Genomic DNA, 23,149 nt, shown 5'->3' with positions numbered 1-23,149 from the left:
ACGATTATGGATATAACATTAATTTGGTATCTGGTCCCCGCCCTGGTGATGTTCTGCTGCGGGGTTTACGGCTTCCTAACCCGCCGCAACATGATAGCTATGCTTATCTCGCTGGAGCTAATGCTCAACGCTGTCGATATTAACTTTGTCGTCTTTAACCGTTATCTGTTCCCCGGCACCAATGACGGCTGGATGTTCACGCTCTTCGGCATAGCCATTGCCGCCGCAGAGACCGCGCTCGCCATAGCCATCATAATCAATCTGTTCAGGGTGAGCAAGGATATCGATGTCGCCGACACAACCAAAATGAAACACTAATAGCGATATGGATATAACAATTCCTGTACTTATATTGGCTATTCCGTTCTTCATGTTCCTCTTGTTGGGACTTGCAGGCGTGAAGATGAGCCACAAGATGGCCGGCACGCTCGGCACTATCGGCATGGGCACAGTGCTTGTCCTGTCATATTACACTGCGTTCACATATTGGTTCTCCGGTGCTCCTGAATTCATTGACGGTACTACGCGTCTTCAGTACACTGTGTTCAATCAGACTTGGTTGCAGTTCACTCCTGCTCTTGCCATCAAGATAGGTTTCCTTCTTGACCCAATCTCGGCATTGATGCTTGTAGTCATCCCTACCATTTCATTTATGGTACATGTCTATTCGCTCGGCTATATGCATGGAGAGAAAGGCTTCCAGCGTTATTACGCTTTCCTGTCGCTGTTCAGTTTCTCGATGCTTGGTCTGGTTGTCGCCACCAATATCTTCCAGATGTATATATTCTGGGAGCTTGTGGGAGCTTCATCATTCCTTCTCATCGGATTCTTCTACACATTGCCCAGTGCAGTTGCGGCTTGTAAGAAGGCGTTTATCGTCACTCGTTTTGCCGACCTCGGTTTCCTTATAGGTATCCTTATCCTCTCGTTCTATACCGAACAGCTCGATTTCCTCCCGATGACACAGAATCCTCAGGCTGTGTTCGAGTCATTCGGCGGAGCTACATTCATGGGGGCTTCTGTCCTCACATGGGCGTTGGTTCTCATATTCACCGGAGGTATGGGTAAGTCGGCAATGCTTCCTCTTCACATTTGGCTCCCCGATGCGATGGAGGGTCCTACCCCAGTGTCGGCACTCATTCACGCTGCTACCATGGTGGTCGCAGGTGTTTATCTCGTCGCTCGACTCTTTCCGCTGTACATGCTTGAGGATGCTGCGCTGACATTCATCACTGTTGTCGGAGCTATCACGGCATTCTATGCAGCTTGTGTGGCATGTGCACAGATCGATATCAAGCGTATCCTCGCGTTCTCCACTATTTCGCAGATTGCGTTCATGATGGTGGCTCTTGGTGTTGCCTCCAAATATGGCGAGGCTATCCATGAGGGTCTCGGATACATGGCATCAATGTTCCATCTGTTCACTCATGCGATGTTCAAGGCACTCCTTTTCCTTGGAGCCGGTTCGCTCATCCATGCGGTTCACTCCAACAATTATACAGCCATGGGCGGTCTGCGTAAGTATATGCCCATCACCCATATCACATTCCTCATCGGCTGTCTCGCTATTGCAGGCATCTGGCCTTTTGCCGGATTCTTCTCAAAGGATGAGATTCTTACAGCATGCTTTGCCAACAGTACTTTCTGGGGAATCTGGATGATGATTGTTGCCGCTATGACAGCGTTCTACATGTTCCGTATGTACTTCCTTATCTTCTGGTGGGACAATCCCGACTATGAAGCACGAGTGAAGGAGCAGGAAGCCCACGGTCATCATGCCTCCATGCCTCATGAGTCGCCTTTCACAATGGCTTTCCCATTGGTGTTCCTTGCCATTGTATCCTGTGTGGCAGGTTGGGTGCCCTTCGGTGAGCTCGTTACTTTTGACGGTCATGAGTATCATATCCATATCGACTGGTCTATTGCAAGCATGAGTATGGGTGTGGCTATCCTTGCCATAGCATTTGCTGCATGGCTGTATATGAAGAAGAACGACAAGCCTGCGCGTATGGCTGATTCCTGCCGCTGGCTCTGGACTGCTGCCAACCGTCGTTTCTATTGGGATGAGATCTATCTTTGGATCACTCGTAAGGTTATCTTCGATAGCATCTGTAAGCCTATCGCATGGTTTGACCGTCATATCATCGATGGCACTATGGACGGATTCGCTTATGTCACCAATGTGGCATCGGGAGCTATCAAGGGACTTCAGAGCGGAAAAGTTCAGATGTATGTGTGGTGGTTCCTTATCGGAGCAGTCCTGCTCGGTGTAATTGCCGCAGTGTGCGTGCTGTAATAATGTTAATGTAGCAAATATAGTAACGATATGTTCTCAAATATATTAATCTATTTCGTGGTCATCCCCTTGATTATGCTCTTGGGGCTGTTCCTCTGCCGCGACATAAAGCAGATTCGTGCCGTGGCGGTAACCGGCTCGATCGCGCTCACCGCACTGTCGATATGGCTTCTGGTTGATTACTTAGGGCTGCGCGCCGCCGGCAATGATGCCCCCATGCTCTATCTTGGGTCGTGGGAATGGTTCGCACCTCTTAACATACATCTTGCTGTGGGTGTCGACGGTATATCTATCGCCATGCTCATACTTACAGGTGTCATTATGATCACCGGAAGCTTTGCGTCCTGGGAGATTGCCCAGCCCAAGGAATTCTTCTTATGGCTCATCCTCCTATCAACCGGTGTGTATGGCTTCTTCATATCTCTTGACCTGTTCACAATGTTCATGTTCTATGAGGTAGCTCTTATCCCGATGTATCTTCTTATCGGTGTTTGGGGGTCAGGCAACAAGAACTATTCAGCCATGAAGCTTACACTTATGCTCATGGGTGGTTCGGCTTTCCTGATGCTTGGTCTCATAGGTATATACTATCATTCCGCACCTGAGGGTCAGCCTCTGACATGGAACATTCTTGAGATTGTCGAGAATGAATCCATCTCCCTCGGATGGCAGAAGTTCCTCTTCCCGATGACATTCGTAGGTTTCGGTGTGCTTGGAGCTATGTTCCCGTTCCATACATGGTCACCTGACGGTCACGCATCGGCTCCTACGGCAGTGTCGATGCTTCATGCCGGAGTGCTTATGAAGCTTGGCGGTTACGGATGTTTCCGTGTTGCCATCTATCTTATGCCTCATGCAGCTCATGAACTCGCTTGGATATTTATCATTCTCACCGGTATCTCGGTGGTGTATGGTGCATTCAGCGCGTGTGTGCAGAACGACCTTAAGTACATCAATGCTTACTCCTCGGTGTCACACTGCGGTCTGGTGCTCTTCGCAATCCTAATGCTTAACACCACAGCGATGACCGGAGCCATCATGCAGATGCTTTCTCACGGTCTGATGACTGCTCTCTTCTTCGCGCTTATCGGTATGATATACGGACGTACTCACACTCGCGACATCCGTGAGATGGGAGGCATGATGCAGATTCTTCCCTATTTGTCGGTCTGCTATGTGATTGCAGGTATGGCATCCCTCGGACTCCCTGGCCTCTCGGGCTTCGTCGCTGAAATGACTATATTTGTCGGATCATTCCAGCACACCGATCTGTTCCACCGAGTGTTCGTCATCGTAGCATGCAGCTCGATAGTCACCACTGCGGTCTACATCCTCCGCGTGGTTGGCAAGCTCCTGTATGGTCCTGTATATGACCAGCATCATCTGTCACTCACCGATGCAAAGTGGTGGGAACGCCTGTCGACAGCCACACTCATTGTGAGTGTAGCCTGCATAGGATTCTTCCCCAATTTCTTTGCCGACCTTATCAAGTTCACATTCAGCCCAGAGATATTCACTGTCCTTGGCCTGCACTAATATCTAAGAATTAAGCAATGGATTATTCACAGTTTTTAGCCCTCAAGCAGGAGATCGGACTGCTGATAGTATTTCTGTTAGTATTCCTCTACGACACTTTCGCACCTCGTAAGTCGCAGGGGGCTCTTCCGGTAATCTCCACAGTGCTGATGCTCGTGCTTACCCTATGGGGCTTCTGTCCCACCGTCAAGGCGGATGCAGTGGCATTTGCAGGTATGTATGTGTCATCTCCGGTGATGGTGGCAATCAAGAACATTCTCAATGTGGGTGTGGTCATCGTGATGATACAGTCTATAAAGTGGGCGAACTCCGAGTTCACATCTGTGCGCCGGGGAGAGTTCTACGAACTGATTCTCCTCACGCTTTTAGGCATGTACTTCATGATATCTAGCCGTCATTTCCTTATGTTCATCATAGGTCTTGAGACAGCTTCGCTCCCCTTGTGTGCACTTGTCGCTTTCGATAAAAACCGTTATGAGAGCCATGAGGCAGCCATCAAGTATGTGCTTACCGCGGTGTTCTCCTCGGCTGTGCTTCTGATGGGTCTTTCTTATGTGTACGGACTCACAGGTTCGCTCTACTATGCGGACATAGCCCTTTTCTGTAGCTCCAATATGGGAGTAATGATGGTAGTGGCACTTGCGTTTGTCATGGCAGGTTTCGGATTCAAGATATCACTTGTTCCGTTCCATCTTTGGACAGCCGACGTATATCAGGGTGCACCCACATCGGTAACCTCATATCTCTCGGTGATATCCAAAGGCTCTGCCGCGTTTGCGTTCCTTGTGGTGCTTACCCAGGTGTTCGGCACCCTTTACTCCGCAGCATGGGAGTGGATGCTGTATGCTCTGATTGTGCTGACTATTACCGTTGGTAACCTCTTTGCAATGCGACAGGTCAACATGAAGCGTTTCCTCGCGTTCTCTTCTATTTCGCAGGCAGGATATATCATGCTTGCTGTGATAGGTGACAATGCCATGGGAGTCTCAGCCTTGATGTTCTATGTGCTTGTATATGTGTTCTCCAATCTTGCTGCATTCGGTGTGATCGGTGCTATTGAGAATGCTTCCGGCAAGCTTCTGATGACCGATTACAACGGTCTATACAGGGCCAATCCCCGCTTGGCGTTCACAATGATGCTTGCAATGTTCTCTCTGGCAGGTATTCCTCCGTTTGCAGGATTCTTCAGCAAGTTCTTTGTGTTCACATCCGCCCTTAACGGAACCGAGTCGGTGGCACTTTATGTGCTCGTGCTCATTGCGTTGATCAACACTATCATATCGTTGTACTACTATCTCCTTGTTGTCAAGGCGATGTTCATCAACGATAGCGAACAGCCTATCGCTACATTCCGTTCAGCTTGTTCGGAACGTCTGGGCATGTGGATATGTGTTGCAGGTATCATAGGTCTTGGTATCATCAGCTATTTCTACAACTATCTTCTTACAATTGGCTGACAATTGTAAAAATATCTAAAACAGTCTCCGGCTTTAGGGTGTCATCCCTACTGCCGGAGACTGCAATATCCACTATATTTTAACTTTATATTAAAATGGGTGCAATAGGCATATTTGATTCTGGTTACGGAGGTCTGACCATCCTAAAGGAGATACGCAAGGCTCTTCCGGATTATGATTATATATATCTTGGTGATAATGCAAGGGCTCCCTATGGCACGCGTTCGTTCGATGTGGTGTATGATTTCACACTTCAGGCTGTCAGGGATCTCTTTGCCCGGGGCTGCGAAATGGTGATACTTGCATGCAACACAGCTTCAGCTAAGGCGTTGCGTTCAATCCAGCAGAGGGATCTGCCTTCTATTGATCCTCAAAAAAGGGTGCTCGGAGTGATCATCCCCACCGTCGAAGCTCTCGACAAGGTGAGTGGCAACGGTAACATAGGAGTCCTTGGCACACCTGGTACAGTATCGTCGGGGACTTATGAGATCGAGATTGCCAAATTTCTTCCGGCGTTCCGGACTGTCTCGGTGGCATGTCCCATGTGGGTGCCGTTGGTTGAGAATAAGGAATATGATTCTCCCGGGGCCGATTATTTTGTTAAGAAGTATGTGGAACAGCTCTTTTCCGAAGAGCCTGAGGTTGACACTATAGTCCTTGCCTGCACACATTATCCTTTGCTCCTCAAGAAGATCGAGGCTTGTGTGGCAGGTAGAGCCAGGATTATTACCCAGGGATCGCTTGTGGCATCAAGCCTTGCCGATTATATGAAACGTCATCCCGAAATGGAGTCGCGTTGCACAACGGGTGGTACTGTCACATACCTGACAACTGAAAATCCTGACAAATTTGTTGATCTTGCCGGTATATTCATGGAGGAGCCAGTCAAGGCTACCAGAATAGAATTGTAGGAAAATATATGACATGTCTCCTCTCTCTTCAATATTCTCGTCTTTGACAATCCTAACAGTAAAAATGGTTCAACGCATCTATAAATGTCTGCTTCCCGCACTATTGTGTATCGGTGTGGAATCCTGCTCATCCGATTCTTTGCAGGGTACGGTTGACGCAGGCAGTCTGTCGATATCGGTCGAGACTGACAGCAGAGCTGTTATAGCCGGTAAAGATGGTTCGATTGTTGACACAGGATATTTGCCTGCCGATGGGACAGTATCTCTCACATTGTTTTCTTCTGTAGGAGGGTCTTCCCATACATGGGAAGACATCGGCGACTTCCCTCAGGGTGAGTATTATTTCGCCGGAAGTTATTCCCTGGAGGCAAGGAGTGGCGACACTATGATCGAGGGATTTGACACACCGGCATTCTATGGTGAGAAAACAGTACAGGTTGTCAAGGATAAGGACACACAGGCAGTAGTCAAATTGTCGCTTGCAAACTCGCTCGTAAAAGTGGTCTATACCGATGCTGCCAAGTCGGCATTCCGTTCATTATCGGCACTTGTGCATACTATAGGTGGCGTGTATCACACCTGTCTTATAGACGAAGACAGGTATCTTTGCTTGAAACCGGGCAAGACGGAGCTGTCTCTCGATGTGCAGCTCACGGATGGGAGCCGGATTGTATTTCCTGCCTATACATTGCAATCGGCTGATGCCGCTAATACCTATGAGCTGACTGTTGATTGTGAAGAGACACAGGATGGCCCGGAGTTGACTGTCAGTGGTGTGGAGGGGGACAGGTCGGTAACACTGACTGAAGAATTTATAAATGCTTCCGGACCGGTCCTCACCTCATCCTGGAATCCTGACGACATCCTGGAACTTCCCGAAGGCAATCTTCCATCCGAAGTTTATTCAGTATCCGTAGAATCCTCTGTACCGCTTACCTCTCTCATGCTATCGGTGTTGTCCTTACCCTTGGGTGAGGATGGATTTCCTGGGGAAGTGGATCTGCTTAATCTTGCTTCCGGACAGGATGTCTTGTTGCGGGAACTCGGTCTTGTCTACGATGTTGACCGTTCAGGAGGAACGGTCGATTACACCAGGCTGCTCGGACGGTTGGTGTATCTGACCTCCGAATCGGAGGTTTCGGCATTCTCTCTTGTAGCTACGAGTGCAGATGGGAAATCGTCTCAGCCTGTGACCTTATATGTGCGCTCTATGCCGGTGGAGATATCAGTGAGCAAGATATATCCTGTCACGATGGGTGTCGACAAGGCTCGTGTTGATGTCAGGTGTGACGAGTCGGGGTTCAGGGATCATGTGGAGGTTGAAATATTCGATGCAGCCGCCGACAAGTGGGACAAGATCACAGACGTGAGCATTGAGCCTATCGGAGCTCACGAGTATTCTTTGTCGTTTGGTGTGCCTTCAGGAAGCACACCTGTCGATGTCAGGGTCCTGTATTGTGAGGAGGTGCGTGCCACATTGGAAATTCAGCGTAAGATGCCTCCGTTCCGAATTGAGGTGGATGCTTTCGCCACTATGGCAGGCGTGAAAGTGATACCTGAAGACCCCTCTATGCTCGAATCCATATCTTCCATGACCCGAGTCTATGTCAATGGTGAAGAAGCTCCCCTGTACCTTCAGCTTAAAGATTTGGGAATCTTCTCTGTGATAGGGCTTTCACCGAACACTTCGTATACATTCAAGGCTACGATGATGTCGGGCGTGGACGATATAGAATTCACCCCCGAAGTCACTGTCACCACTGAAGGCACACCACAGCTTCCTAACTATGACTTTGAGGACCGCGATGAGGGTGTCAGATACAAGGGGCTTAAGTCGGGAGGCCGTTATTCCCAGACAGTAGTAGAGATATTCAACTGGCAACACTCTATAGACATAGAGCAGGAGGTGCCTAAGAACTGGGCAAATACCAATGCAAAGACATTTGCATTGTCATCGACCAATCATAACACGTGGTATATGCAGCCGTCGGTGTCGCTTACTCGCGATCCGGTGTTCAGCCAAAGTTTTGCCGTGGAGCTGTCGTGTGTAGGTTTTGATCCTAACGGTAAGCCTATACCAGATTATACTCAGGTGGGCAAGCCGTATCTTGACTATTCCCCGATTGTTCCTGAGATAGCCTATAAAGCAGCCGGCAAACTGTTTCTTGGAGATTATCGGTATGATCCGGCTACAGTCACAGAGACATATACTGAAGGCATAACGTGGAATTCTCGTCCGTCATCACTTAACGGTTACTACCGTTATTTCCCATGTGAGGGTGACCGTTCCGACAGCGGTCTTGCTATTGTAGAGGTGCTCGGAAAGCATGACGGTGAAACGGTGGTCATAGCTTCCGGGACAGCCAGACTGGAGCTCGCATCAAGCTACACTGCATTCAGTGTGCCGTTGACCTATACGATGTTCGGGGTCAAAGCATCAAGTATCAAGGTGATGTTCTCTGCATCGAGCCACATCGGGACAATCGCTGAAGAGACTCATGATGTAGTCACTGTATCTAATCCGCATACAGCCTCCTCGGTGGGTGGACGCCTGTGGATCGATAATGTCACTTTGGCTTATTGATGCCCCTTATTTTAATTTATGATATTATTTTGATTTCTATGAAACGTATTTTCACAATTTTCACACTGTTGTTTGCGGTGCTTTTTTCATCTAACGATGTATCGGCACAGTCATTGTCTGATCTGCTGCGAGGTCTCGGTCAGGGACAATCCGAATCGACATCAGGCTCTGCTGAGGGGGATTCCTCAAAGAAAGGCGGGCTTAGTGACATATTGTCGGGAGTAGCCGGAGCTCTTGGGATCGGTAATTCCAAAGCTGGCATTGAGCAGCTTGCAGGCACTTGGTCATACTATGCTCCCGCTGTGAGCTTCAAGAGTGATAATTTCCTTTTGAAAGCGGGAGGTGCCGCAGCCGCAGCGAATATAGAGAAGAAACTTGAGCCTTACTATAAGACAGCTGGTCTGACCTCTCTTGTCGTAACCATCAATACGGATTCGACATTCACATTCAAAGGTGGTCGAGCCAGCCTTAGCGGACGTATAGAGCGGAATGAACAGAATGGGACATATCTGTTCCATTTCCAGGCATTCAAGAAAGTAAACATTGGATCAATGGAGGCTTTCATATCTCTCAATGGCAAGAATGATATGACTCTGACATTCGATATATCCAAGCTCATGACATTGATGCAGAGGATCAGTGCACTATCAAGCAACACTACACTCAAAGGAGCTTCCGCACTGCTTAATAAGTATGATGGTATGACGGCGGGATTCGATCTTAAGAAGACTGCCGAAGCTACAGACACGAAGAGGTGATCCCTCGAAAAAGTCTCGTAATGGTATCGGTAATCATACCGGCATATAATGCGCAGGCATATCTCGGGGAATGTCTTGAGAGTGTGCTTGCGCAGTCGTTTTACGATTGGGAGGCTATTGTTGTCGATGACGGTTCCACGGATTGTACTTTTGAAATAGCTCAAAAGTATTCGGCTCTCGACAGAAGGATAAGGGTGCTGTCAACTGATAATAAAGGTGTCTCCTCGGCGAGGAATTCAGCTATCTCTTGCATCAAGGGTGAATGGTTCACTTTTCTTGACAGCGATGATATGCTTTATCCCTATGCTCTGAGAGCCATGCTTGATGTAGCAGAAGGTGCTGATGTGATATGCGGAGGTTGTGAGCGTGGAGACACGGTTGATGATACCAGACGGAATGTCAATAATGTCAGGCATAGGGTTGTGTCAGGTGCCGAAGCTCTTAAAGAAGGGCTTTATCAGACCGGTATCCAGGCTTCGGCTTGTGCCAAGCTGTATAAAACGGATGTTTTCAGGGATGTGATGTTTCATGCGGATATCCGTTATGAGGACCTTTTGTACTATTGTGATGTTATGATCAGGGCATCACAAGTGAGAGTGATTGATGTCCCGGTTTACTTCTATAGGGATCATTCCGGTAGCTTTGTCAACACAATGTCGTCCGATCGCCTGGATGTGTTGAATGTAGTGGAGATGATCGAGGAGAGATTTAGGCATGATGCCGGTCTGTCCGCAGCCGCACATGACCGCAGGCTGAGTGCTAATTTCAACATGTACGGATTACTGTCGGTTCACGATAGGGACGGAAGATATTCCGAAGTGAAGAAGCGTTGCTGGGAAGTGATAAAAAGATACCGTTTCGCAAGCCTGCTGAACCCTGAGGTGCGCCTGAAAAATAAGGCTGGTATTTTAGTTAGTTGCCTGGGGGGGTAATTTTAGCTCTGGTTTCGAGGCTTGTGTATAGGTGATGTTTCCCTCGATCTGATTGTTGAACAGGTCCCTTTCCGGATCGTGTATCCATCCCCATTTGTTGAAGTATCGGATCATGTTGACGATATGTATCCCGAGCATTCGGAGCGATTTGTACGATGCCGCTTCGTGGTGATGGACTATGGTTGCCCCAGGCCAATATACTGTGAGATAGTTTCGGTGTATGCGGCGTGTGAGATCGATATCCTCGGGGTACATGAAGAACCGCTCATCGAAGATTCCGGTGTCCATGAGAGCTTTTTTACGTATGAACATAAAGCTGCCCTGATGATAAGGGATGTTCCATGTGCGCTCCTGGTCGAGATGCTTGAGCAGATAACGCTCACGTATGCCACGGAACCATCCTTCAGGAAAGAACCGGCGTATGAACACATCGGCAGGGGTAGGGAGACGGCGGCATGAGTACTGTTTGTCTCCGTTTGTGCCGAGCATTTTGGGCTGAAGCATTCCTGTGGAGGGATGTGAGTCCATATATTTTTCGATATCCTTGATGATCTCCGGAAAGAATTCTACATCGCTGTTCATGACCAGATGATATTCACCCGGGAGTGGTAGTTCAAGGCGTATGGCTGTGTTATGTCCTGCGCCGTATCCGGTGTTGTCGTTTGGCAGATATGTGACTTTCGGTTTGTCTGAGCACCATTTATGCAGATGGTCGCTCCGGGAGTTGTCAATTATATATATGCGTGATACGCACCGGGAGTCGAGCGACTTCAGGCAACATTCGAGCTGTGAGAGCGGGGTATGGAATGTGACGATGGAGACACTGACCATTTCTGTTGGGGATATACATGGAAATAACGATTTTCGTACAAATTTATTGCTATTTGCAGTGAGTGTCGGAATTGTTTTGTATTTTTGCGTGGGATAAAGTGTATCCCGGGAAATATAGCTGAGGTATGAAGATATTTAGCACTGAAAATATACGCAAGATCGACCGTGTCACCATCGAAGAGGAGGGGGTGAGCTCTCAGGAGCTTATCCGCCGTGTCGCCGAGGCTGTCACGAGTGAGATTGTGGCACATTGGAGCCCCTCGACTCCCGTGGTGATTTTTGCCGGTTCTGGCAATAATGGCGCGGATGCCCTTGTGGTAGGTCGTATGTTGCTTGAGGCTGGGTTCTATCCGCGCATACTGCTTTTCAACTTCCATGGAGATTCTTTGTCAAGAGATTGCCGTCAGGCGAAGCATGATCTTCTCGCTACCGGCTATCAAGGGCTCGTAGAGATCATTGACCGTGCCGAACTTCCAACGCTCACTCCAGAGCATCTTGTGGTTGACGGTCTGTTCGGCTCAGGGCTTAGGGAGCCTTTGGAAGGTGGATTTATGATGCTTGCTCGTGTCATCAGCGAGTCAGGGGCAACAGTCATATCCATAGATGTGCCCTCGGGAATGTTTGGCGACTGGAATGCGCGTGTGATAGGGCGCAATGTGGTTCATGCCAACCTCACTATTGCCGTTCAGTTCCCTCGTCTCGCATTTTTCCTCAGTGATAATGCCGATCTTGTGGGCCGGTGGAAAGTAATTGATATCGGTCTGAGCGAACGTGCCATACTGAATACCCCCACCAAGTATTTCTATGTTGAGCGCGATGAGGTGAGTGCCGTGCTGAAATCCCGCAAGCCGTTTTCGTCAAAAGCCGATTATGGTCACGCTCTCCTGTTTTCAGGATGTTACGGAATGACCGGTGCTGCGGTCATGGCTGCACGCGGGGCATTGCGTAGCGGTGTCGGCAAGCTTACTGTGCATAGTGCGCGTGCGGCATTCCCGGTTCTTCAGGGACAGGTTCCGGAAGCATTGTTCTCTCCTGACCGTCAGGATTATGTAATATCCGATATGTCAGCCCGATTCAATTGCTCTGCTATCGGCGTAGGTCCGGGAATCGGCACAAACGATGCAACACGCGGAGCTTTAGAAACACTGATAAAGAGCTATAAACGTCCTCTTGTGATTGATGCCGACGCTCTGAATGCCATAGCGCAGAATCAGTCGCTTCTTGATCATATAGCTCCGGGCTCGATACTCACACCTCACGCCGGGGAGTTTGACAGGATATTCGGCGCACAGACTTCTGCCGAGGGAAGGCTACTCAAAGCTATAGAGGTGTCGCATCGCTATAAGATCCTTATAGTCCTTAAAGGGCATTATACAGCTACAGTGCGCCCCGACGGCAAAGTGTTCTTCAACTCTTCCGGAACCCCTGCGATGGCAACTGCCGGTAGCGGAGATGTGCTCACCGGTATCATAACTTCGTTGCTTGCACAAGGGTACAAACCGGAGTCAGCCTCAGTGGCAGGGGTGTATATCCATGGGCTTGCCGGAGAGATTGCCGCTGATACTCATGGTGAATACGGAACCACCGGAATGGATATTGCCGATGCTGTGGGACGTGCCATAAAAGTAATAATGGAATAAAAAACATTCTACCTCAAATTCTATACTTTCAAGAACGTAATGAAAAAGCAGATAATAGCGTTTGCACTCGGAGCATTGACCCTGCTGGGTGCGTCGGCTCAGAATACCTCCAAGCTTACAGCCACAAAAGCGAATGAATACGGACTTATCTATACGCTTCCGCTTACGGCATTCAATGTGACTATTGCAGTTGAAAAGACGGTCAAAACACCAGGAGAGTTTTATCAATATGCCAAGAAATATCTTAATGCCGACCCTATACTTGCCCCCTCGGTAAGCTGGCGTATCACAGAGGCTGCCATAGAGCAGACCGCTTTTCCTGATGAGCAGGAGCGTTATCTTGTCACCCTCAAGAACGGCAGTGGTGCTTTCGTAACGGTGAGTGACGACAATTTTCCTATATCACTGAATGATGAGGCTTACCGGTGGTCGTGTCCGGTGGTCAATCTGCCAGAAGCCAAGAAGGCTCGTCCTACAATCCTTCAGCTCCCTATAGCCCGCCAGGCAGTGACCCCTGAGATGATTCAGAGTAAATCGTCGGCAAAACGTGCCGAACTTGCCGCCGCCAAGATATATGAGCTTCGCAATATGCGCAGTGAGATAATTTCCGGACAGGCTGATGCCATGCCGTCCGATGGTGCAGCCATGAAACTTGCCCTTGATCAGATCGCATCACAGGAGGAGGCTTTGACTGCTATGTTTCTCGGCACGGTGCAGACCTCTACAGAGGTGCGTACATATAATGTAGATATTCCTGCCGAGGGTGCGCCTGAGCGTAGAGTTCTTGCGCGTCTGTCGATGGTCGACGGACTTGTTGCCCCCGACGATCTTTCGGGCTCACCGATATATGTTACCGTGTCTCCGCAGACTCGTGGCGCACTTCCGGTAAATGACAAGGGTATGACCAAATCATTCCCTAAAGGCGGGGTTGCTTACCGTATTCCTGGGACAGGTCTTGTAAGTGTGAGCTTTGACGGCAAGACTCTTGTCGGCGGAACATACGATGTGGCGCAATATGGTGTGGTGTTCGGTCTCGATCCGTCACTCTTCACATCGCGCAAATCACCTTCTTATCTGCATTTCAATCCTCTTACCGGAGCTATCCGGGAGCTCGGCACAATCAATAAATAGACTGTGTGTGGATAGAGGAGCATTACTCCCTCTCAAATAAAAACGATATAATCCGAGAAGTCTTGTCAGCAAAAGGCTTCTCGGATTTTTATTCCAGGTATATGGGAGCTATGAATAACTATTTATTCTTGAAAAGTTCCTGAGGGTCGGGCAGTTCAAGTACCTGTCCGTCGGCATCCATCTTTGCAATGTTTTTATTCGCATCCTCTATTTCATTTTTGGCTATCTCAAGCCACTCGGGTGAAATGCCTAATTTCCCGGCTTCTTCTTCCGATATGTCAAGACGGTAACGGCGACCTTCAAGTTTTACATATTTTATCAATATCAGGTTTATATTGCGTCGCAGTTTCAATTCCTCTCGCTTTTCTTCAGGGAGATTCTTTAGTGACTCTTCTAATTCTTCATGGTTGGGATCCTCGACTTCAATAAGTTCATACTCTGTTGCTTTTGGCGATTCAGAGTTGGAGCATCCAATTGTCAGCATCAAGGAAAAAATGGCACTAATAAGCACAAATGCAAGGTTAAAGAAATTTTTCATAATAATGTGAATAAAAATTGTTTAGAGGTTATTATAGATTTAATTTGCTATCCAGCTGCACCATCCCCCATTAGGGTCAGTCGTTTGAAATGTGATTTTTGCAGTCATATTTTTCCATAACGTTAAGATTGATTGAAATGATTTAAGGTTTTATGATACTATACGCAAATATATTAAAAAATGTTGAGCAATGCAAGTGGATGCTAATTTATTTTGAGTGATTCTTAACATTGAGCATTGAATAACATACCTGATAATCAGGATATGCTTATTGTATTTTTAACAGTAAATGATTTATGGTTATTGAAAGAGTATATAACGTCTTTGCTATTAATTATTTGCATTTGTAATGTTAATTTGCTATCTTTGTATAAACAATGATTCGGTAAAAATTACCGAAGTAGTTGAAACTTAAGTTAATATATCGAATTGTCAAATACAAATGAATCGCCAAAGCGTTCATTATAAAAATCTTAGCGTATGAACGTATTGGCGATTCTCAAAGACTTCACCTTTCGGTGTAAGTCGGTATTTGAAAATACTACAACCAAGATGAGCAAAAGGTTCCTCAACTGGCTGATTTTAACAATACGCACTGTAGCGTTGATTCCGGGCAAAGTCAATTTTACCCGGCTGTCGCGCTATGGCGGTCGTACAGCCAAGACCTTTGCTTCCAATTTCAAGACATCCGTAGACTGGATGAAAGTCAACATAGGTATGGCGCAGGATTGTTTTGGGCCGGCCGATGACATGGCAGTGGCAATCGATCCGTCGTTCATCTCAAAAGCAGGCAGACTGACGTATGGCATAGGCCGTTTCTGGTCAGGGGTGGCACAACGTGTCAAACGCGGTCTGGAGATAATGGCGATCGGGGCAATAAGTCTGAGTAAACATACATGCGTGATGCTCGGTGCTGTCCAGTCACCGAACTTCAGGACTCTTGAATCTGAGAAACAAATGTCAATGCTTGACTGGTATGTGGCACTTGTAAGGTCAAAGGCGACAGAGCTGCTCTCACTGACGGATATTCTGGTTGCCGATGCCTTTTTCTCTAAATATGAGTTTGTAAATGAAGTGATTGGCATGGGATTTCGATTTGTCGGAAGATTACGTGCCAACTCATATCTGAGGTATCTGGCCATACCGGATTCCTCCGCCCCGCGAAGACGCGGCAGAAAGAAAAAGTATGGAGAGAAAGTGGATTTCTCCAACCTTGACATGTCCGTGTTCACTTCATTCATATATGAGGATTCCAAAGGAAACAAAACCCGATGTCACACGGCGGTCGTACATTCGAGGGCATTGAAACGCGACATCCGTATCGTGGTCTGTCCGGTTGAAAACGCAGAGACTCTTCTTTACTTCTCTACCGACACCGACATGAGGCCTGAAAAGATCATCGGTTTCTACCGCACCCGCTTTCAGATTGAGTTCGGTATACGCGATGCCAAGCAGTTTACCGGACTTCAGTCACAGCAGACCCGCGACAGGGAGCGGCTTGACTTTGCGTTCAATCTTTCCTTCACAGCCCTCAATGTCTGCAAAGAGGTCATAAGGAAGGATTATCCGGATCTTTCGGTAGCGCAGTTCAAACGGCTTATGTTTGAATCTTATCTCGCCTCAACAATTATTTCGACTTGCGGAAAATCTCCGCATCTCAAAATAATTAAGAAGATAAATCATCGGTTGGCTCAGTTAGCGGCTTAGCCAAGGCTGAACAACCTCAAATTTTACCGAATCATTGTATAAAGATACCTGAAATTTATACCTTTTTTTACTATAAATCCATGAAAATAAAGCATTTTTTAGTTGCAATTGTGCTTGCCGGTTTTCCGTCTTTTGTATCGGCGCAACTTCTTCCTTATCAGAATCATGAATTGTCCGCTGAGGAGCGGGCGGAGGATCTGTGCAAACGGCTTACTCTTGAGGAGAAATCATTGTTGATGATGAATGGTTCGCCGGCTATTGAACGTCTTGGCATCCCTTCGTTTGACTGGTGGAGCGAGGCTCTTCATGGGGTTGGCAGAAACGGTCTTGCCACGGTATTCCCTTCTTGTATAGGAATGGCTGCTTCGTTTGACGATGATCTTATCGAAGAGGTGTTCACGGCTGTGAGTGATGAGGCACGTGCAAAGAATACCCTTGCGCGTCGCGAGGGGAAGAACGGTAAGTATAAAGGACTGTCATTCTGGACTCCAAATATAAATGTGTTCCGCGATCCGCGATGGGGACGCGGCCAGGAGACCTACGGTGAGGACCCATATATGAACGGACGCATGGGACTGCGTGTTGTGAAGGGTCTGCAAGGTGACGGAACCGGCAAATATTACAAGCTTCATGCCTGTGCAAAGCATTATGCAGTTCATAGCGGACCTGAAAAGACCAGGCATAGTTTTGACATAGAAAGGCTTCCTGCCCGAGAGCTTTGGGAGACATATCTACCGGCATTCAGGATGCTTGTCAAGAATGGCAAAGTGCAGCAGGTGATGTGTGCCTATCAGCGATTCGAGGGGTCCCCTTGTTGCGGGTCTGACAGGCTGCTCAATTCCATTCTGCGATATGACTGGGGGTTTGACGGACTCGTGGTTAGTGACTGCGGAGCCATAGGGGATTTTTATCGTGAAGGTCGCCATGAGGTGTCGAAAGACGCTAAGGCTGCATCAGCTTTAGGTGTGCTCAGTGGCACCGATGTGGAGTGCGGAGGTGTGTATAAGAATCTTCCCGGAGCCGTGAAGCGTGGCGATGTCAAGGAGTCGGATATTGATGTGTGTGTAAAGCGACTTCTGAAAGGTCGTTTTGAGCTTGGCGATTTTGATCCTGATTCTATCGTGCCGTGGACTTCAATCCCTATGAGTGTTGTAGGCTCTGTGAAGCATCGCGAGCTTGCCCGCAAGATGGCGCGCGAGCAGATGGTGTTGCTCAAGAACAACGGCATACTGCCTCTCTCCCCCGATGCTGCGAATATTATGGTGATGGGGCCCAATGCTGCGGATTCCACTATGATGTGGGGCATATATTATGGTCAGCCTGCTCATACGGTCACAGCTCTTGAAGGCTTGAATGCGCGTACAGGTCGTAAGCTTCCTTATGCACGTGCTTGTGCCGTCACGCGTATGACCGACCAGGAAAGTGTGTTTGGCAATTTCCACTGCTCTAAAGGGAAAGGCATGGAAGCCTCATATTGGAATAATACCGGGATGAGTGGTCAGCCGGATGTTGAGGTGGTATACACATCTGCAATCAGTCTTGACAACGGCGGCAATACGGCGTTTGCGCCAGGAGTCAATCTGACTAATTTTACCACACGCATCAAGGGCACATACACTGCCGATCGTGACGAGATGCTCAGGATGGTGTACAATAATGATGACGGTCTCCGTATCATAATAAACGGAGACACAGTGCACAACCGTTGGAAGACTGATCCGCTGAATTTCCGTGACCGTGAGTTTGCCGTTGAGAAAGGTAAGAAATATTACATTGAGGTGGACTATATGCAGCTTGAGGACGATGCCACGCTCAACTTTGATATACTGCGTTCGCGCGATGTGACTCCTGCCGATGCTGTGGCTAAGGCTAAGGATGCTGAGGTTGTGATATTTATAGGCGGTATATCTCCTGTTTACGAACGGGAGGAGGCTAAGGTGAACGAGCCTGGATTTGACAACGGCGACCGTACATCTATAGAGCTTCCTGAGCCTCAGCGAGAGATCCTTAAGGCTCTTCATTCTGCCGGCAAGAAGATAGTGTTTGTAAATTGTAGCGGAAGCGCGGTGGCTCTAACTCCTGAGAATGACGTATGCGATGCAATCCTCCAGGCATGGTATCCCGGGGAGCAGGGCGGACATGCCATTGCCGATGTGATATTCGGTGACTACAATCCCTCAGGCAAGCTTCCTGTCACTTTCTATAAGAATGACAGCCAGCTCCCTGCATTCGATGATTATCTTATGGAGGGACGTACCTATCGCTATATGAGGGAGGCTCCGCTATATCAGTTCGGATATGGTCTGAGCTATACCAGGTTTGATATCTCAAGGCCTGTATACTCCAACGATAAGATAAAGGTGCGTGTAAAGAATACCGGAAAAGTAGCCGGAACTGAGGTCGTGCAGGTGTATATGCGTCGTCCTGCGGATGCCGATGGACCTAACAAGACGCTGAGAGGGTATGCTCGTGTGACACTTGCTCCTGGAGAGAGCCGTGATGTGGTGATCGATTTCCCGAAGCATCTTTTTGAGAACTGGGACGAGAAGGAACAGGAGATGCGTGTTGTTCCCGGAGAGTATGAGCTTATGGTTGGATCATCAAGTGCTGACAGGGATCTTAAGAAAATAAAGGTTAAAATCTGATATTATCAATTATACTCGGATATTTGACAGATTCGAGGTCGGGGATAAAAAGTTTATTATTCACTCCGGTGCGCATATAGATTGCGCACCGGAGTGTTTATTTTGCACCGTGATTCTTTACGTACATATTTTTCAATATAGTTTGCAACCATTTGTATTGTAAAGAGGTTCTAATTTTATAATTTGAATGTTATGGATAAGGATTTGATATTTTTTAGCGCGGAGGGGAAAGGGTTGACCTCAACATCAGCCAATCATGTGGCGAATATGGCTAAAGAGATGATACGCACTCTTGAAGCCAGGCTTGCTGCAATGGTGTTCTATTCCACAGAAGTGTCATTGATCGGTAGCGGTTCGGTCAATGTGCTGCGTAATGGAGCTGATGCCGACGATGTGAAGAATTTGTCAGCTATAATGCACCGTGTGGCTGAGGCAAAGTCGCTTATTGCGTGGCTCAGGGAAGCGATAAAGGCAAAGGACAGGCTTATGAGAAGGACCGAGGACCTTTCATTGGAAGAGTTTGCCAAACTTGAAGGCATAAAGATTCCTGAAGTTCCAGTAATGGAGTCCGCTTTGACTGAGGATGAGTATTATGGAAGTCTGTCGCTTGAAGAACGCAACCGCTATTATGAGCTTGAGACTCTTGCTGCCGTGATCGGAAAAGAGATACATCCTGGCGGACATTTTGCAGATGCGCGTGACGATCTGGCACGGCGCACTCAGAATCCGCGTTCAGTGGAGGGTGACGGACGCGATACGCTTATATATTCCTATGAGCCATCAGTGGATGCTGGATTGATAGAGTCGGTATACTTTCATCTGCAAAAGCAGTATCGCGAGGCTCAGGCAAAGCTGAACTCTATGAAATATGAGTGCGAAAAGGCTGTCACAGACTCCAAAGTGAAGGTGCGCACCGATTATACCAATGCTTTGGAGAAGTGGAACGGTGAAATGCAAGCCATACGTTCACGCCATGCCGAATATATCCGAAAGAAAGTGAGGGAATATGGAGGGCTTAAGATTCTTATTCCTGATACCCTTGACAATATATATCAGGAGGTGTCGCGTCTTGGCAAAAACAGGATAACGGATGAGCAGAAGGTAGACCACCCGATTAGGGGGCATTATCTTTGAGTGGAACAGAATAGTCTGACTGTATGACAATTCTAACTCCCATTAGCAGGGATGTATATGCGGTATCCGACTTTCTGGTCGGATGCATCAAGTTCAGAACACTTTTGTCCGAGGCAGACATTTTTTATGAATATTCCATTGATGGCTTGATTGTCCGGAGGAAGTTTTTGTTTTTGTGGTTTGCCCGGGTTTTTGATGTCGTTATGGTTCTTGTTTGTGTCAGTCAGCCGAAATGTTCCAGCCCATCTGTACGAGGTGCCGGTATTGCAGTGATGCAATATTACGGTACCTCGTTTTTAGGGTAAAATATTAGAGGACTGTCACTCGACAGTCCTCTATAAGATGTGATAATAATTGGATTTAGTATCTACTAAAAAACTATTTCTTTGCAACCGTGGTTTTTCTTTGATTTGGTATTGATTTCTATATCTTGAAGCCCTTTATCGGACTTTTGTTTTCAACATCACAAAGATACAGTGATTGTGTTACATTGGTGTTACAACTATAGCACAATATGGTTACGGTTACATTGTGGTCAATATTTTAACATATCAAGAGTGTATAATGGGGAGGGATAAAAGAAACCATGGGGCTGTCATCTCGACAGCCCCATGGTTCTTAACCTTAAATCTAATACCATGAAAACACAGTGCAAATAATAGTAACTACATCATTATAACTATTGAGATGTGTAAAAGTTCACAGCATAGCCTGATTTAACACATGTTAACTTATTGTGCAAAAAAAAATTGTAATTTAGCATAAAATACAAAACACAGACAATGTATGAATGCACGCATTTTAGTAATTGATGATGAGGAGTCGATTTGTGAGATTCTGAGATACAATCTATTGAAGGAGGGTTACGAGGTAGATGTTGCCTACAGTGCGGAAGAAGCTTTGGAGAAGGATCTTCGTCCATATGATCTATTTATCGTAGATATTATGATGGAGCGTCTTAGCGGATTTGATTTTGCCAAGCAGCTACGTAACAGTGACAATACAGAGATTGTCCCCATAATATTCTGTTCCGCGCTCAACGGAGAGGATGATACAGTGATGGGGCTAAACATCGGTGCGGACGATTATATTACCAAGCCGTTCAAGATGAGCGAAATGATAGCAAGGGTAAACGCTGTGTTGCGTCGTGCGGCTGTTGCCCGCAAGGCTGTGCAGGCTGCTAATGCTGTCTCTGTATCGGATCAGGACCCAATGGAGAGTCGCATCGAATATCAGACTCTCTGCATAGATCCTAACGATAAGACTTGCTATATCGATGGATCTCTTGTGCCATTGACTAAAACCGAATTCGAGATATTGAGTTTTTTCCTTACCCATCGCAACCGCATTTATTCGCGTGAAGAGATAATACGTAGGGTATGGGATGACGATGTGGTGGTCACTACACGCACAATTGATACTAATATCACACGCCTACGTAAAAAGATAGGAGCTTACGGCAATAATATCGAGACCCGCCTGGGATTCGGATATGGCTTCAAGGAGAAGGATTAACTATCACTGGCAGTTGTTTCTGCCGATTGCCCTGTGCCTTTGCATAGTCTTTGGCCTGATAATATGGTATCAATATAAGCGAGAGGCGGAGTATCGTGCCGAGATGCTCACCATGCAGCTCGACCTTATCAACCGTCGCGTGCTCAAGGCTTACAACTCTGATCAGGATGTCAGACCGTTGAACTCATTTCTTGCATCCTATTTCGAGGGTTCTGCCTACGAGGATGTGCGCATATCCGTGTATCAGAATGACGGTAGACTCAGATACTCTTTGGGTACACCTCTTCCTTTCGATACGGAGTCGTTTACTGTAGTCGACTACATATCCACAGGTGATGATGAGCGCAAGGTTGTAAGCGACTCCTTAGGAGCTGTATACTTCCTTGCGACTTCCAGGAGCAGTGACGGTTATGTTGAGGTGCTTTCTGCTCTGCCGTTTGATGCGGAGGTGAGTGATGCGCTGGATGTCGACTCGATGGTATGGTTGGTGATGATGGCGTGTATACTTATGACCGTATTTGTGTCATATTATTTTACAAGGCGATTATCACGAAGTGTCACATTGCTTAAGGATTTTGCTTATAGGGCGGCGACAGGAGGGCATTTTACCGGCATTGATAAATTCCCAAAAAATGAACTCGGTGACATATCGAGAGAGATAGTCACGCTGTATCGGGAACGAGAGAATGCCGTGGATCAGATACGGCGTGAACGCAAAGTGGCAATTCACGCTATAGAGGAGAAAGCGCGCGTGACACGTCAGATGTCCAATAATATCAATCACGAGATAAAGACTCCGGTGGGTATTGTAAGAGGGTATCTTGAATCGATTCTCGGAGATCCTGACATGGATGCCGAGACTCGTACCCGCTTCCTCGAACGCATGCTGAGCAATATCGACCGTCTGACCAATCTTCTCAATGATGTATCGACCATGACTCGTCTTGAGAACGGCACTGACAAGATAGCCTTGAGTAAGGTAGATATGTATGATCTCGTATATCAGATTGATTATGATATGGGTGCCAATAATCTTGCAGGGGAGATGCAGTTCTCTTTTGACATTCCTCTGGATTGCTATGTGTCTGGTAACTATGGTCTTCTCAATGGCATGATATGCGGTCTTATACGCAATGCCTCAATGTATTCCAACGGTACCAAGATATGCCTAAAGCTGATATCGGAGAGCGATCGCTTCTATATGTTTGCTTTCTTTGACAATGGTATGGGAGTGCCAGAGGAGCATATACCTCATCTGTTTGAACGTTTCTATCGTGTTGACAACGGTCGTTCGCGCAAGCAGGGAGGCACAGGGCTCGGGCTTCCGATCGTGCGCAGCACGGTAATCACTCTCGGTGGTACCATCTCGGTTCACAACCGTTCTACCGGAGGGCTGGAATTCATCTTCTCTCTTCCAAAATGGACTGGAGAGAATTAGTCGGACATTATATGTAAGAACCGAACCGGTTGAGATATAAGAAGAACAGGAGGTCTGTTCTGTAAAAGCGTCTCAGGAATGATATTTCCAAAGATC

Annotated in this window: 17 protein-coding genes; 15 read left to right on the top strand and 2 right to left on the bottom strand. The window is 47.4% G+C overall.

Going from position 1 to position 23,149, the window contains the following annotated elements; all coding sequences use genetic code 11:
- Positions 1 to 6: 6 nt before the first annotated feature.
- From nuoK to EZ315_RS03260, 8 genes are all read left to right on the top strand, one after another.
- A complete protein-coding gene (nuoK, locus tag EZ315_RS03295; RefSeq protein WP_135470589.1) occupies positions 7 to 318 on the top strand; it encodes an NADH-quinone oxidoreductase subunit NuoK in 312 nt (103 codons plus the stop codon).
- A gap of 7 nt (positions 319 to 325) precedes the next feature.
- Positions 326 to 2,296 (top strand): NADH-quinone oxidoreductase subunit L, encoded by a 1,971-nt coding sequence (gene nuoL, locus EZ315_RS03290; protein WP_135470587.1) that lies wholly within the window; start codon positions 326 to 328, stop codon positions 2,294 to 2,296.
- Between the two features lie 30 nt (positions 2,297 to 2,326).
- The gene (locus EZ315_RS03285; protein ID WP_135470586.1) at positions 2,327 to 3,832 is read left to right on the top strand and encodes a complex I subunit 4 family protein; all 1,506 of its coding nucleotides are present in this window, start codon (positions 2,327 to 2,329) and stop codon (positions 3,830 to 3,832) included.
- Between the two features lie 17 nt (positions 3,833 to 3,849).
- The gene (locus EZ315_RS03280) at positions 3,850 to 5,289 is read left to right on the top strand and encodes an NADH-quinone oxidoreductase subunit N (RefSeq protein WP_135470584.1); all 1,440 of its coding nucleotides are present in this window, start codon (positions 3,850 to 3,852) and stop codon (positions 5,287 to 5,289) included.
- 95 nt (positions 5,290 to 5,384) lie between these two features.
- The gene (gene murI, locus EZ315_RS03275) at positions 5,385 to 6,200 is read left to right on the top strand and encodes a glutamate racemase (protein ID WP_135470582.1); all 816 of its coding nucleotides are present in this window, start codon (positions 5,385 to 5,387) and stop codon (positions 6,198 to 6,200) included.
- A 64-nt stretch (positions 6,201 to 6,264) separates the two neighbouring features.
- The gene (locus EZ315_RS03270) at positions 6,265 to 8,784 is read left to right on the top strand and encodes a DUF4493 domain-containing protein (RefSeq protein ID WP_170957447.1); all 2,520 of its coding nucleotides are present in this window, start codon (positions 6,265 to 6,267) and stop codon (positions 8,782 to 8,784) included.
- A 38-nt stretch (positions 8,785 to 8,822) separates the two neighbouring features.
- Positions 8,823 to 9,542: a lipocalin-like domain-containing protein gene (locus tag EZ315_RS03265; protein WP_170957446.1), complete on the top strand. Its 720-nt coding sequence runs from the start codon at positions 8,823 to 8,825 to the stop codon at positions 9,540 to 9,542.
- 20 nt (positions 9,543 to 9,562) lie between these two features.
- Positions 9,563 to 10,474, top strand: a complete 912-nt coding sequence (locus EZ315_RS03260) for a glycosyltransferase family 2 protein (protein WP_135470577.1) — start codon at positions 9,563 to 9,565, stop codon at positions 10,472 to 10,474.
- On the opposite strand, the gene EZ315_RS03255 is transcribed toward EZ315_RS03260, so the two are convergent.
- On the bottom strand, positions 10,451 to 11,305 hold the full coding sequence (locus EZ315_RS03255; RefSeq protein ID WP_135470575.1) for a glycosyltransferase family 2 protein: 855 nt from the start codon (positions 11,303 to 11,305) through the stop codon (positions 10,451 to 10,453). The two genes, EZ315_RS03260 and EZ315_RS03255, sit on opposite strands and share 24 nt — an antisense overlap.
- 125 nt (positions 11,306 to 11,430) lie before the next feature.
- Here EZ315_RS03255 and EZ315_RS03250 point away from each other — a divergent pair, with 125 nt between their 5' ends.
- Positions 11,431 to 12,945, top strand: a complete 1,515-nt coding sequence (locus EZ315_RS03250) for an NAD(P)H-hydrate dehydratase (RefSeq protein WP_135470573.1) — start codon at positions 11,431 to 11,433, stop codon at positions 12,943 to 12,945.
- 39 nt (positions 12,946 to 12,984) lie between these two features.
- Complete coding sequence (locus EZ315_RS03245) at positions 12,985 to 14,076, top strand: DUF4831 family protein (protein WP_135470571.1); 1,092 nt, start codon at positions 12,985 to 12,987, stop codon at positions 14,074 to 14,076.
- 118 nt (positions 14,077 to 14,194) lie between these two features.
- Here the strand turns inward: EZ315_RS03245 and EZ315_RS03240 are convergent, their stop codons facing one another.
- Complete coding sequence (locus tag EZ315_RS03240; protein WP_135470569.1) at positions 14,195 to 14,560, bottom strand: hypothetical protein; 366 nt, start codon at positions 14,558 to 14,560, stop codon at positions 14,195 to 14,197.
- A gap of 534 nt (positions 14,561 to 15,094) precedes the next feature.
- Between EZ315_RS03240 and EZ315_RS03235 the strand changes: the two genes are divergently transcribed.
- The 5 genes from EZ315_RS03235 to EZ315_RS03215 all read left to right on the top strand — a co-directional run bounded on the left by EZ315_RS03235 (position 15,095) and on the right by EZ315_RS03215 (position 23,053).
- Positions 15,095 to 16,321 carry a transposase gene (locus tag EZ315_RS03235; RefSeq protein WP_135470567.1) on the top strand — a complete coding sequence of 409 codons (1,227 nt, stop codon included), beginning with the start codon at positions 15,095 to 15,097 and terminating at the stop codon, positions 16,319 to 16,321.
- 80 nt (positions 16,322 to 16,401) lie between these two features.
- On the top strand, positions 16,402 to 18,966 hold the full coding sequence (xyl3A, locus tag EZ315_RS03230) for a xylan 1,4-beta-xylosidase (RefSeq protein WP_135470565.1): 2,565 nt from the start codon (positions 16,402 to 16,404) through the stop codon (positions 18,964 to 18,966).
- Positions 18,967 to 19,158: 192 nt separating this feature from the next.
- Positions 19,159 to 20,100 (top strand): hypothetical protein, encoded by a 942-nt coding sequence (locus tag EZ315_RS03225; RefSeq protein ID WP_135470563.1) that lies wholly within the window; start codon positions 19,159 to 19,161, stop codon positions 20,098 to 20,100.
- 786 nt (positions 20,101 to 20,886) lie between these two features.
- Positions 20,887 to 21,615: a response regulator transcription factor gene (locus tag EZ315_RS03220; protein WP_135470561.1), complete on the top strand. Its 729-nt coding sequence runs from the start codon at positions 20,887 to 20,889 to the stop codon at positions 21,613 to 21,615.
- The gene (locus tag EZ315_RS03215) at positions 21,593 to 23,053 is read left to right on the top strand and encodes a sensor histidine kinase (RefSeq protein ID WP_135470559.1); all 1,461 of its coding nucleotides are present in this window, start codon (positions 21,593 to 21,595) and stop codon (positions 23,051 to 23,053) included. The genes EZ315_RS03220 and EZ315_RS03215 overlap by 23 nt, the downstream gene beginning before the upstream one ends.
- The last annotated feature ends 96 nt before the right edge of the window (positions 23,054 to 23,149 follow it).

The organism is Duncaniella freteri, assembly GCF_004766125.1.
In the GTDB taxonomy this organism is placed as follows: domain Bacteria; phylum Bacteroidota; class Bacteroidia; order Bacteroidales; family Muribaculaceae; genus Duncaniella; species Duncaniella freteri.
The sequence above is the reverse complement of the archived record's forward strand: the minus strand, read 5'-3'. Positions and strand labels throughout refer to the sequence as shown.

Coding starts and splice junctions, on each gene's coding strand:
- nuoK (WP_135470589.1), top strand. CDS start 7: ATGGATATAACATTAATTTGGTATCTGGTCCCCGCCCTGGTGATGTTC.
- nuoL (WP_135470587.1), top strand. CDS start 326: ATGGATATAACAATTCCTGTACTTATATTGGCTATTCCGTTCTTCATG.
- EZ315_RS03285 (WP_135470586.1), top strand. CDS start 2,327: ATGTTCTCAAATATATTAATCTATTTCGTGGTCATCCCCTTGATTATG.
- EZ315_RS03280 (WP_135470584.1), top strand. CDS start 3,850: ATGGATTATTCACAGTTTTTAGCCCTCAAGCAGGAGATCGGACTGCTG.
- murI (WP_135470582.1), top strand. CDS start 5,385: ATGGGTGCAATAGGCATATTTGATTCTGGTTACGGAGGTCTGACCATC.
- EZ315_RS03270 (WP_170957447.1), top strand. CDS start 6,265: ATGGTTCAACGCATCTATAAATGTCTGCTTCCCGCACTATTGTGTATC.
- EZ315_RS03265 (WP_170957446.1), top strand. CDS start 8,823: ATGAAACGTATTTTCACAATTTTCACACTGTTGTTTGCGGTGCTTTTT.
- EZ315_RS03260 (WP_135470577.1), top strand. CDS start 9,563: ATGGTATCGGTAATCATACCGGCATATAATGCGCAGGCATATCTCGGG.
- EZ315_RS03255 (WP_135470575.1), bottom strand. CDS start 11,305: ATGGTCAGTGTCTCCATCGTCACATTCCATACCCCGCTCTCACAGCTC.
- EZ315_RS03250 (WP_135470573.1), top strand. CDS start 11,431: ATGAAGATATTTAGCACTGAAAATATACGCAAGATCGACCGTGTCACC.
- EZ315_RS03245 (WP_135470571.1), top strand. CDS start 12,985: ATGAAAAAGCAGATAATAGCGTTTGCACTCGGAGCATTGACCCTGCTG.
- EZ315_RS03240 (WP_135470569.1), bottom strand. CDS start 14,560: ATGCTGACAATTGGATGCTCCAACTCTGAATCGCCAAAAGCAACAGAG.
- EZ315_RS03235 (WP_135470567.1), top strand. CDS start 15,095: ATGAACGTATTGGCGATTCTCAAAGACTTCACCTTTCGGTGTAAGTCG.
- xyl3A (WP_135470565.1), top strand. CDS start 16,402: ATGAAAATAAAGCATTTTTTAGTTGCAATTGTGCTTGCCGGTTTTCCG.
- EZ315_RS03225 (WP_135470563.1), top strand. CDS start 19,159: ATGGATAAGGATTTGATATTTTTTAGCGCGGAGGGGAAAGGGTTGACC.
- EZ315_RS03220 (WP_135470561.1), top strand. CDS start 20,887: ATGAATGCACGCATTTTAGTAATTGATGATGAGGAGTCGATTTGTGAG.
- EZ315_RS03215 (WP_135470559.1), top strand. CDS start 21,593: ATGGCTTCAAGGAGAAGGATTAACTATCACTGGCAGTTGTTTCTGCCG.